The sequence below is a fragment of the Nocardiopsis sp. NPDC058631 genome, assembly GCF_042716955.1.
GTDB lineage: Bacteria > Actinomycetota > Actinomycetes > Streptosporangiales > Streptosporangiaceae > Nocardiopsis.
This window is the reverse complement of the sequence record NZ_JBHXQY010000143.1, coordinates 1-11,860: the sequence shown is the minus strand read 5'-3', so window position 1 is coordinate 11,860 and position 11,860 is coordinate 1. Positions and strand designations below refer to the sequence as shown.

General features: G+C 72.7%; 7 protein-coding genes. 4 read left to right on the top strand and 3 right to left on the bottom strand.

Annotated elements, in window-relative coordinates; genetic code table 11:
* Positions 1-265 precede the first annotated feature (265 nt).
* The 3 genes from ACFWTE_RS28335 (at position 266) to ACFWTE_RS28325 (ending at position 4,447) form a co-directional block, all read left to right on the top strand.
* Complete coding sequence (locus tag ACFWTE_RS28335; RefSeq protein ID WP_378782978.1) at positions 266-2,320, top strand: hypothetical protein; 2,055 nt, start codon at positions 266-268, stop codon at positions 2,318-2,320.
* 64 nt (positions 2,321-2,384) lie between these two features.
* Entirely contained in the window at positions 2,385-3,320 is a 936-nt protein-coding gene (locus ACFWTE_RS28330; protein ID WP_378782977.1) for a glycosyltransferase family 2 protein, read from the top strand.
* On the top strand, positions 3,317-4,447 hold the full coding sequence (locus tag ACFWTE_RS28325; RefSeq protein ID WP_378782976.1) for a glycosyltransferase family 4 protein: 1,131 nt from the start codon (positions 3,317-3,319) through the stop codon (positions 4,445-4,447). Before ACFWTE_RS28330 ends, ACFWTE_RS28325 begins: the two co-directional genes overlap by 4 nt.
* 13 nt (positions 4,448-4,460) lie before the next feature.
* On the opposite strand, the gene ACFWTE_RS28320 is transcribed toward ACFWTE_RS28325, so the two are convergent.
* Complete coding sequence (locus ACFWTE_RS28320; RefSeq protein ID WP_378782975.1) at positions 4,461-5,426, bottom strand: lysylphosphatidylglycerol synthase domain-containing protein; 966 nt, start codon at positions 5,424-5,426, stop codon at positions 4,461-4,463.
* 175 nt (positions 5,427-5,601) lie between these two features.
* Here ACFWTE_RS28320 and ACFWTE_RS28315 point away from each other — a divergent pair, with 175 nt between their 5' ends.
* Entirely contained in the window at positions 5,602-8,262 is a 2,661-nt protein-coding gene (locus ACFWTE_RS28315; RefSeq protein ID WP_378782974.1) for a bifunctional FO biosynthesis protein CofGH, read from the top strand.
* Positions 8,263-8,613: 351 nt separating this feature from the next.
* Here the strand turns inward: ACFWTE_RS28315 and ACFWTE_RS28310 are convergent, their stop codons facing one another.
* Positions 8,614-9,882 carry a glycosyl hydrolase family 18 protein gene (locus ACFWTE_RS28310; protein WP_378782973.1) on the bottom strand — a complete coding sequence of 423 codons (1,269 nt, stop codon included), beginning with the start codon at positions 9,880-9,882 and terminating at the stop codon, positions 8,614-8,616.
* A 213-nt stretch (positions 9,883-10,095) separates the two neighbouring features.
* Positions 10,096-11,679, bottom strand: coding sequence for a Na+/H+ antiporter (locus tag ACFWTE_RS28305; protein WP_378782979.1), 1,584 nt, complete (start codon positions 11,677-11,679; stop codon positions 10,096-10,098).
* Positions 11,680-11,860: the final 181 nt, after the last annotated feature.

The window sequence follows — 11,860 nt, the reverse complement described above, 5'->3', positions numbered from 1 at the left end:
GATCCCCGGCCGTTCGTATGGCACAAGACGGCCGAGGAGATCCTCGAATCCCTCGCAGCGTACTGCCGACGAATTAACGACTCAGGACACTAGGTGTGGCGTCCCCTCCACCCGGGCCGCCGGCGGCCCGGTGCGCAGGCCCCGCACCGGCCGCCGGGCCCCGCGTTGTCGCGGCCCGCGCCGTACGGGGGCTCCGGAACAGGAGGGTCCGGCGCGCACCACCACACGGTGTGCGTAGCCCGGCCGGAACTGCCAGAGTTGGCACATGCGCTTGCTCCCCGGACGGGTCCTCGCCCGTGTCACCGCGCTTCCCGCGATCGCCGTGTCGGCCTGGCTCCTGGTGGCCTTCCCACTCCTGGCCCTCGGTTCCTTCACCCCCGTGGCGGCCGCCGTCCTGGGGACGCCCGCCGTGATCGCGGCCTGCGTGCTCGTGCCGCGGCTCATCCCGGACCCGCCCGAGGACGAGGAGGTCCCCTGGTGGCCCGTCGTGCTCGTCGCGGTGATCGCGGTCGGTTTCGCGGCCGTGCAGATCGCCTACCACGCCGAGGCCCTGGTCATCCGCCGCGACCCGGCCTCGTACGCCATGTTCACCGTGTGGATCGCGGAGAACGGTCACCTGCCCATCCCGCAGCAGCGCGAGCTCCTGGCGGGGGACGATCCGTCGCTCAGCTACCAGAGCCTCGCCCACTACGACCGGGACGGGTCGATCTGGCCCCAGTTCATGGCGGGTGCGCCACTGGTCACCTCCATCGGCTACTGGCTGGGCGGGCTCGACGGCATGCTCGTGACCACGCCCGTCCTCGGCGCGCTCGGCGTACTCACCTTCGCCGGTCTCACCGCGCGCCTGGTCGGCGCACGCTGGGCCCCCCTGGGAGCCCTGGTCCTGGCCGTGTGCCTGCCCCAGCAATGGGTCAGCCGATTCACCTACAGCGAACCCCTGACCCAGATCCTGCTGGTCGGCGGACTGGTCCTGGCCTACGACGCCCTCGTGCGCCGCACCGCCCTCACCGACCGGTGGACGCCCGCCCACACCCTCGCCGCGGTGGCGGGACTGGTGTTCGGCCTGGCGCTGGTGGTGCGGATCGACGCGATCCGCGACCTGCTCCCCGTGATCGGCTTCGTCGGCCTGCTGCTGCTCGCCCGGCGGGGACAGGCCCTGCCCCTGCTCGGCGGACTCGCGCTCGGCGCCGGTCTGGGCCTGTACGCCGGGTACGGCCTCTCCCGGCCCTACCTGGAGTACCTGTCGGACTCCCTCAACCCCCTCCTGCTGATCAGCGCCGGCGTCATCGCGGCCACGGTCGCGGCCACCGCCGCCCTGTGGCGGTTCGGGGTCCCGCACGTGGAGCGCGTCCGCTGGCTTCCCCACGCGGTGGCCGCGCTCGCGCTCCTCGCCATGGTCGGGTTCGGGATCCGCCCCCTGTTCTGGCCCGACTACGGGCACGGCAGCGACTTCACCGACACCTGGGTGGCCTCCGTCCAACAGCGGGAGGGGCTGTGGCCCATCGAGGGCAGCCGCACCTACTACGACATGAGCCTGTACTGGGTGGGCTGGTACGTGGGTCTGGGCACCGTCCTCCTCGCCTCCCTCGGCGTCGCCCTGGTGCTGCGCCGCCTCGTCCTGCGCCGGGACCCCCAGTGGCTCCTGCCCGCCATGCTGCTGGTGTGGACGGTCACCACCACACTGCTGCGGCCCGCCATCACCCCCGACCACCCGTGGGCGAGCAGACGCCTGATCGTGCTGGTCATCCCCGCGTTCATCCTGTTCGCCGTCTGGTTCCTGGCGTGGCTCACGCGCTACTGCACGGTCACCGCCGGCTCCGGCCGCGGCGGGGCGGCGCTCCAGGCCCTCCCGGTGGTGGTCGCCGCCAGCGCCTCGGTGGCGATGCTCGCCCCGTCCGCGGCCACCTCGGCCGCCGGGATCATGGGGTACAGACAGGACGTGGGAACGGTCGCGGCCACCCACGAGTTGTGCGCGTCCCTCCCGGAGGACGCGTCGGTGGTCGTGGTCGACCCGGGCATGGCCGGAAACTACATGCCCCTCCTGCGGAACGTCTGCGGCGTCCCCACGGCGGCGATGAACGAGCCGACACCGGAGAACGCCGACAGGGTCGTCGCCGCGATCCACGACCGCGGGCGCGACGCGGTCCTCGCCGCCTCCGACTGGCAGGTGCTGGAGGACCTGACCGGTGGCACGGAGGAGATCGAACGGCCCTTCCACGTCCTGGCCGAGATGGATCCGAGTACTCTCATGGAACCCCCGACCGGTCACTGGACCTTCGACGAGAGCGTGTGGCTGACCGTGATCCCCGCACAGGGGTGACACCCGGGGCCCTCCGACGGCCCGCCCCCGCCCCCGCCCGCCCGCACCCCGCTGAGAAGAATCCATGAGCGACACACGCGACGACACCCCGCAGCAGACCGCCGACGCCCCGCCCGTGCGCGTCACCGTCGTGCTGCCCTGCTACAACGAGGAAGACCACGTCGTCGACGAGGTCAAACGGATCTGCGCGGCCATGGACGGCTCCGGATACGGCTACGAACTGCTCGCGGTGGACGACGCCTCCACCGACGACACCCTGGAGCGCCTGCGCGACGTGCAGACCCTCTACCCGCACATGCGCGTCATCGCGTTCGGCCACAACGGCGGCTCCGGCACCGTACGCCGGATCGGCAGCCAGCGGGCGCGCGGCGAGTTCGTCGTGTGGACGGACGCCGACATGAGCTACCCCAACGAGCGCATCCCCGAACTCGTCGCCATGCTCGACGCCGACCCCGAACTGGACCAGGTCGTGGGGGCCCGCACCCAGGAGATGGGTTCGCACAAGGCGCTGAGGGTCCCCGCCAAGTGGATGATCCGCAAGATCGCCGAGCGGCTCACCAACACGCGCATCCCCGACCTCAACTCCGGTCTGCGCGTGTTCCGGCGCGACGTCGCCCGCCCCTACCTGAGGCTGCTGCCGCCCGGGTTCTCCTGCGTCACCACCATCACGCTGGCGTTCCTGTCCAACCAGCACCCGGTGAGGTACGTGCCCATCGAGTACGCGAAGCGGGCGGGCAGGTCCAAGTTCCACTTCGTCAGCGACGCCTACCGGTACATCCTCCAGGTGCTGCGCATGGTCATGTACTTCAACCCGCTCAAGGTCCTCATGCCGCCCGCGCTGGTGCTGCTCGGCCTCGGGACGGCCAAGTTCGTGTTCGACCAGGTGCGCAACCCGCTGTACATCCCCAACAACACCGTCATGATCCTGATGACGGGGCTGATCATCGCGGCGATCGCCCTGCTGGCCGACCTGATCGTGCGCTCGCGGGAGAACCCGTGACCGGGGACGGCCCCTCCCGGGTGGCCCTCGTCGGCCCCGCCCACCCCTACAAGGGCGGCGGCGCCAGGCACACCACCGAACTCGCGCACCGGCTGCGCGCGCTCGGCCACCCGGCGGTGATCGAGTCGTGGCGCGCCCAGTACCCCGCCGCCCTGTACCCGGGACGGCAGACCATCGCCGACCCGGAGGGCGAGCCCTACCCGGACACCCGGCACGGCCTCGCCTGGTACCGGCCGGACGGGTGGTGGGCGACGGGGCGGCGGCTGGCGCGCGACGCCGACCTGGTGGTCCTCACCCTGTTCTCACCGATCCAGGTCCCCGCCTACCTGGGCATCGTCGCCGGGACACGGTCCCGGCGGGGCGGTCCCAGGGTGGTGGCCCTGTGCCACAACGTGCTGCCGCACGAGCGGCGGTCCGTCGACGTGTCCCTGGTCCGGGCCCTGCTGCGCCGCACCGACGCCGTGGTCACGCACTCGCCGGAGCAGGCCCGGCTCGCGGAGGGGCTGCTGGGGGCGGGCCGGGACCTGCCCGTGGTCGCCGAGATGCCGCCGCACCTGCCCGAGACGGGGGGAGCCGCGCCCGCGGACGCCGGAACCCCCGGCGGCGAACGGCGGCACCTGCTCTTCCTCGGTATCGTCCGGCCCTACAAGGGCGTCGACCTGCTGTTGCGCGCCCTGGCGGACGGCGCTCCGCAGGACGTGACGCTCACCGTCGCCGGGGAGTTCTGGGGCGGGACCGCCGAGCTGGCGGCGCAGGCCGCCGGACTCGGGATCACCGACCGGGTCCGGTTCCTCGACGGGTACGTGCCCGCCGAGGAGCTCCCCGGCCTGTTCGGCGCCGCCGACGCCGTCGTCCTGCCGTACCGGACCGCGACGGCCACCCAGAACGTGTGGCTGGCCCACGAGCACGGGCTGCCGGTCGTCGCCACCCGTGCCGGAACACTCGCCGACCACGTGCGCGAAGGGGTCGACGGCCTGCTGTGCGAGCCGGGCGACGCCGCCGACCTGGCCCGCGCGCTCGGGGAGTTCTACGCCCCCGGCGAGCCGGCGCGGTTGCGCGGCGGGGTCCGCCCGGTGGACGCCGAACCCTACTGGCGGGCGTACACCGAACGGCTGCTCAAGGCCTGAGGGGCCCGGAGGGTCAGCGGGTCTGCGACGACCCGTCGTGCGGCGCCCCGGCCGCGGGTGCGGTCGCGGGCGACAGCAGCACCGACAGCCCCGCCCAGCCCAGGTCGGCGACGGTCATCACCAACCGGGACAGCACCGCCACCACCAGGGCGGCCCCGGCGTCCACCACAGGGGCCAGCGCCACCACCAGGACCGCCTCGCGCACGCCCAGCCCCGCGGGGGCGAACACCACCAGCAGGCCCAGGGTCCAGGCCAGCGCGTACGCGCCGGCGGCCGGGCCGAGCGAGCGCAGCGCGTCACCGCCCACGGCCCAGGTCAGCAGCCACACGTGCGCGCCCAGAGGGACCCACGCCACCAGGGTCCATCCCACGGCGGCGGCCATGGCCCGCCCGCCGAGGCCGAGCGGCCCGGCCTCCGCCACCTCCCGGAACCGGGCGAAGGGGAGGGCGGCCAGCCGGATGCCCCAGCCGACCACGCGCGGGTGCAGGGCGGCGAGCAGGAGCGGGGCCAGCGCGAGCGCCCACCACCAGCGACGGGCCGCCTCCGCCGACGAGAGGGGCAGGGTGACCGCAGCCACGGCCAGGCTCACCGCGACCGTCACGCCGACGGCGAGCAGGGTCGCGGCGGCACCCCGCGAGCGCGGCACGTGCCAGTCCCGGGCCAGCTCGACCTGGGCGACGAACGCCCACACCGAGCCCGGGAGGTACTTGCCGAGCTGGCCCACGAACATGACGCGGGACGCCGCCCGCCGCGGGAGGGGTGAGCCCAACCCGGCCAGCAGGGAGCGCCAGGCGAGCATCTGCGCGGTCAGCCCCGCCATGCCGGCGACGACCGCGGCCGGGAGCACCCACAGGGGGAGCGCGGCGGCGGCGTCGCGGGCCTGCGCCCAGTTCGCGTGCAGGGCGACGCCCGCGCCCGCGCACACCACCAGGAAGAGCGCCAACCGTATCCACGGGTTGCCGCGCAGCCGACTCAGCACGGAGCTCCTCCTTCGTTCACCTGCCGACCCTACGCCGCCCGGTGCGGCCCAGGCGACGTGCCCGCACCGCGCCCGCGCCGACCGGGGGAGGGGCCGGCGGCGGGGGTCCCCCCGCCCGTCTGCGAGCGGCGATGCGTCCGCACGCGTGAAACGGGCTGGGCGTAGGGTGCGCTCTATGAGTGGAGCGAACGACCCCTTCCCCGTGTCCTCCCAGGCCCCGGCACAGGACCCGGCCCCCCGGCCGCCGTCCCCGTCCGCTATGCGCAGGGCCCTGGCGCGCGCCAGGGACGGCAAGACACTCGACGTCGCCGAGGCGGAGGTGCTCCTGCACGCCAGGGGCGACGACCTGGAGACCCTCCTCGAACACGCGGGCAGGGTGCGCGACGCCGGACTGGAGGCCGCGGGCCGCCCCGGTGTCATCACCTACAGCCGCAAGGTGTTCGTCCCCCTGACCCGCCTGTGCCGGGACCGCTGCCACTACTGCACGTTCGCGACCGTCCCCGGCCGCCTCGCATCGCCGTTCATGTCGCCCGACGAGGTGTTGGAGATCGCCCGCAGGGGCGCGGAGACGGGCTGCAAGGAGGTGCTCATCACCCTCGGGGACCGGCCCGAGGACCGGTGGAAGCAGGCCGCCGACTGGCTCGACGCGCACGGCTACGACGACACCCTGTCCTACGTCCGGGCCATGGCGATCATGGTCCTGGAGGAGACCGGTCTCCTCCCGCACCTCAACCCGGGGGTGCTGACCTGGGCGGACTTCCAACGGCTCAAACCCGTCTCCCCGTCGATGGGGATGATGCTGGAGACCACCTCCACCCGGCTGTTCACCGAGAAGGGCCAGGCCCACTACGGCAGCCCCGACAAGGACCCGGCGGTGCGGCTGCGCGCGCTGGAGGACGCGGGCCGCTCCAGCGTCCCCTTCACCACCGGCATCCTCCTCGGTATCGGCGAGACGGTCGCCGACCGCGCCGAGTCCGTCTTCGCGATGCGCGGGGCCTCCCGCCGCTACGGCGGCGTCCAGGAGGTCATCGTGCAGAACTTCCGGGCCAAACCGGATACCGCGATGATGCACCGGCCCGACGCCGAACGTGAGGAGATGGCCGCGACGATCGCGGTCACCCGCCTGGTCATGGGCCCCAAGGCGCACATCCAGGCGCCCCCGAACCTCATCGGGGCGCAGCCGGGGGGCGTGGACGAGTACGCGCTGATGATCCGCGCGGGCATCGACGACTGGGGCGGTGTCTCGCCGCTCACCGCCGACCACGTCAACCCCGAGCGCCCCTGGCCGCAGATCGACGACCTGGCCGGGCGCACGGCGGACCAGGGGTTCACACTGCGCGAGCGGCTCACCGTCTACCCCGAGTACATCCGCGCGGGAGAGCCGTGGCTGGACCCCCGCCTGGCCGGGCACGTCGCCGCGCTCGCCGACCCGGAGACCGGGCTGGCCCGTGAGGACGCCGTCATCGTGGGGCGCCCCTGGCAGGAGCGCGAGGCGGTCCTGGTCTCCTCCGGCCGCACCGACCTGCACACGGAGATCGACACGGAGGGGCGCACCGGCGACCGCCGGAGCGACTTCGACGCCGTCTACGGCGACTGGGACGAGCTGCGCTCCGGCGTGGACAGGGACGGTGCCGTGCCCCGCCGGTTCGACCCGGACATCGCGGCGGCGCTCCGCAGCGCGGAGGCCGACCCGGCCGGGCTGGACGACGACGAGGCACTCGCCCTGCTGCACGCGGACGGGCCGGAACTCGAAGCGCTCGCCGACCTGGCCGACCGGGTGCGTCAGGACGTCGTCGGTGACGACGTCACCTACGTCGTGACCAGGAACATCAACTTCACCAACGTCTGCTACACCGGCTGCCGGTTCTGCGCGTTCGCCCAGCGCCGCACCGACGCCGACGCGTACACGCTCTCGCTCGACCAGGTCGCCGACCGGGCCGAGGAGGCCTGGAAGGCCGGGGCGTCCGAGGTGTGCATGCAGGGCGGCATCCACCCGGACCTGCCCGGTACCGCCTACTTCGACATCGCCGCGGCCGTGCGCGAGCGCGTTCCGGACATGCACGTCCACGCGTTCAGCCCGATGGAGGTGGTCAACGGTGCGACGCGCACGAACCTGCCGGTGCGCGAGTGGCTGACCCGCGCCAGGGAGGCGGGCCTGGGGTCCCTCCCGGGCACGGCCGCGGAGATCCTCGACGACGAGGTCCGCTGGATCCTCACCAAGGGCAAGCTGCCGACCAGCGAGTGGGTGGACGTCATCACGTCCGCGCACGACCTGGGCATCCCGACCACGTCCACCATGATGTACGGCCACGTGGACTCGCCGGGGCACTGGGTGGCGCACATCAAGCTGCTGCGCTCGCTCCAGGAGCGGTCGGTGGAGCGCAACGGGCGCCGCGGGTTCACCGAGTTCGTGCCGCTGCCGTTCGTGCACACCAACTCCCCGATCTACCTGGCCGGGCTGGCCCGCACGGGGCCGACGGTCAGGGAGAACCGCGCGGTGCACGCCCTGGCCCGCCTGCTGCTGCACGGGCACATCGACAACATCCAGTGTTCGTGGGTGAAGCTGGCGGAGGACACCTGCCGTCAGCTCCTGTCGGGGGGCGTGAACGACGTGGGCGGCACCCTGATGGAGGAGACCATCAGCCGGATGGCGGGGTCGGGGCAGGGATCGTTCAAGACGATCACCGACATCCGCGCCATGGTCGAGCCGACCGGGCGGCCGGTCCGCCAGCGCACGACCCTCTACGGGGAGGTGCCCCGGGAGCGGCAGCGCGTCGCGGAGGCCAGTGACGGTGTGGCACCCGGTGTCCTGCGCCGGTCCCTCCCCCTCGTCTGAGGGGGCGGGACGCACGAGGGGGCGCGACACCGGGTACCGGCGTTCCGCCCCCTCCGCCGTGATCTCCTCCGTGTGGCGCGTGTGTGCGTCCACACCGGCCACGCGTACGAGGTCATCGGGCCCGGACTTGCCCACGTCGCACGGGCGACGCTTCCGGCAGGCCTCCTAGGGCGTGTTCCGTGGATGCTTTCGGTTGATTCGGCGCTTGCGCCGATCGCCGCGAGCGGCCTCCAGGCAATCTCTCGCAAGACGAGTAGCGCAGGTCAGCCCGGGTCTGGCTGTCCAAGCGTGGTCGGCGCAGCGAGAGGCAGCCTGGCGGTTGCGAGCCCGGAATGATCCGCGGAACACGGCCTAGCAGGCGCCGACGTCGGTCCAGACGCCCCACTCGCCGGTCGTGCCGGGCACCTCGCCCCGGGTCCACCAGCGGGCCTCGTACTCGCGGCCGTCGTGGGACACCCGGTCGCCCTGGGTGTAGGTGCCGCCGGACGTCCAGGCGGAGGCGGTGCAGTCGCCGGGCTGTTCGGTGGGCTCCTCCGTCGGCTGGTCTGTGGGCTCCTCCGTGGGCTCGCCGCCGCCGGAGCCGCCGAGCCGGGCCGAGATGGTGTCCGCGAAGGCGTAGCCGCTGGTCGCGTCCCAGTTGATCGACCAGGTCATGACGCCGCCGATCGGACCGTACGGGGTCTCGGGGGAGAAGGACCCGCAGTTGGTACCGGTCTCCAGGCAGTCGAGGGCGCTCACGACCTGGCTGGGCGCCATGTAGCCGCCTCCGGCCGCGGACTGGACGGCGGGCAGGCCCAGGCCGACCTGGTCCGGGGTCAGGCCCATCTCCAGCTGGATGCAGGCGAGCGCGGCGACGAAGTCCGGGGTGCCCTGGCTGTACACCTGGCCGTCGCAGCCGAGCATCGACCCGGAGTTGTAGTACTGCATGTTCACGATGGTGAGGATGTCGGAGATGTTCGACGCGAGCTTGTAGTACTCCCGGTCGGCGCTCTGGAAGTCGATGGTCTGCGGCGCCATGGTGACGATCAGGCCCGCACCCGCCTGGGCGCTCAGGTCGTGCAGGGCGTTGGACATGTGCTCGGCGTTGATGCCGTGCTCCAGGTCGATGTCGACCCCGTCGAAGCCGTAGTCCTGCATCAGCTGGTGGGTGGTGTCGGCGAAGTTCTGCGCCTGGGTCGCGTTGGTGACGTCCACGTGCCCGGCCTCGCCGCCCACGGAGATGACGACCTTGCGCCCCTGGGCCTGCACGGCCGCGATGTCGTCGCGGAACTGCTGGTCGGTGTAGCCGTCCAGTTCACCGCTCGCGAGGTTGAACGTGATGCCGCCGTCGAGGGTGGCGTGGTTGTCGGCGAAGGCGACGGCCACCAGGTTGTACTCGCCGGGGATCTCCGAGAGCGGCATCACCCCGGAGCCGTTCTCGAAGTTGTGCCAGTAGCCGGTGAGCCACTGGTCGGTCTGCTGGGTCTGGAGGGATTCGCCGTCGGCCACGGTCTCCGCCTCGGTGGGGGCGGGGGAGATCTGGCTGAAACCCGCCACGAGGGCGGCGGCCAGAACCGCGAAGGTTCCGGCCAGAGCGGCTTCGCGCCCCTTGGGTCGGCTGCTGCGATGAGTCCTGAGCATGGGGGTGCTCCTTTCGTCGAGCGGGGAGACGAAGGGGGCTCCCGGAGGGAGCCGCTTAATTGTTAGGAAACTTTAAAGTTGGCTTACCGTCCCGTCAATGGAAATGGTAAGGAAAGTTTGTAGTTTTCTTTGGGACTGCGTGCCATTCGAGTGGCGGATGAGTTCCAAGGCCGGCCTTTCCCGGCCCCCGGGCAGCGGGACCGGCCCGCCCCCTCACGCGCCGTACGGGCCCGTCCCCGTGTCGCGGATGTCCAGGTCGCGGCTCATCTCCTGGAACACGTCGTGGTCGATGTCGCCCTCCCGGTACAGCGACACCAGCGTGTCCCGCCGCGCCTGCGTGATCTGGGCGTGCACCGCCCTGCCGCTGTCCACCCCCTGCCGCGCCCGGCCGTCGCCGGCGTCGAGGAGCCCCCGCACCTGTGTCACCCGTCGCACGTACACGCCGCGCAGGGAGTCGGCGGTCCTCTCGTCCAGCTCCCCCTCGCGGAGGAGTTCGTCCACCTTGCTCAGCGCCGCGCAGCTCATCCGCTCGTCCGCCCGCAGGAACTCCCGTTGCCTGGCGCCCTCCTCGGCCAGCCCCAGAAGCCGCAGCACCAGCGGCAGCGTCATCCCCTGACCCACCAGCGTCCCCAGCACCACCGCGCCCGCCACGAACACCAGCGCCCCGCGGCCGGTGAAGGGTTCCCCGCCCAGCGTGGCGGGGAGCGACAGGGCGATGGCCAGTGACACCGCCCCGCGCATCCCGCTCCACCCGATGACGATCCGCTCCCGCAACGAGGACACGTCCAGGTTCAGGAAGGGCACCACCCGCTGCACCGGGATGACGACCAGCATCGAGGCCATGCGCAGGACGACCGCCGAGGCCGTCACCGCCAGGGCGACCCCCACCAGCGCCAGGAAGGCGAAGTGCTCGCGCACCGCCGTCACCACCGCGTCCAGCTGGAGTCCGAGCACCACGAACACCATCGATTCCAGCAGGCTCACCAGGGTCGACCAGATCGTCCGCCCGTTCACCCGTACCCGCGGCGGCAGCAGGCCCTCGCCCCGGGTCCCCAGGTAGAACCCGGCGACCACCGCGGCCAGCACCCCGGAGAACCCGGCCATCTCCGCGGGGATGTACGCCGCGAACGGTGTGACCAGCACCACCATCAGCTGGAGCGACGGGTCCTGCATGCGTGTCCGCGACCATGCCACCACCGCCGCGACCGCCGCGCCGTAGAGCAGGCCGCCCACCACGACCACGGCCAGCTCCACCAGGCCCTCCTGCGGCGTCAGCGGGTGGGCCATCGCGGTGACGGCCAGGCTGAACACGGTCAGCGCGACACCGTCGTTGATCAGGGACTCGCCCTCCAGGATCGTCAGGACCCTGCGCGGCGTGCCCACCCGCCTGAGGATCGCCGACGCCGCGACGGCGTCCGTCGGAGCGATCGCCGCGCCCAGCGCGACCGCGGCGGGCCACCCCACCGAGGGCATGAGCAGGTGGACGACGGCCGCCAGGCCGAACGCGGTGGCCAGCGTCACCCCCACCGCCATCGCGACGATGGGCCGCACCAGGTCGCGCATGTCCCGGGGCGACGAGAAGAACGCCGCGTTGTAGATCAGCGGCGGCAGGAAGACGAGGAGGATGACCTCGGGGGAGATCGACAGCGAGTGCATCCACGGAACGACCCCCAGGGCCATGCCGAGCAGCACCAGCACGATCGCGCTCGGGACCCGGAGCCCTCCCGCGACCAGCCGGCCGCCGATCACGGCGACCACGATCACCAGCGTGGCGACCACGTACTCCTCGACCTGCATCCCGCGCCCCCCGCTCGGCTCCCGGACGAACCAGCATCGCGCCGCGGGGCCCGCGGATCCCTGTGACGCGCCGGACGCCGGCCGGGCGTCGCCGGTCCGGCGCTCCGGGCCGCCCGCTCCGGGGCCGTGGCGCCACAGCGGCCGTGCCACGAAGGAGTTTCCAGCGGTTCCCCCCGGGGGT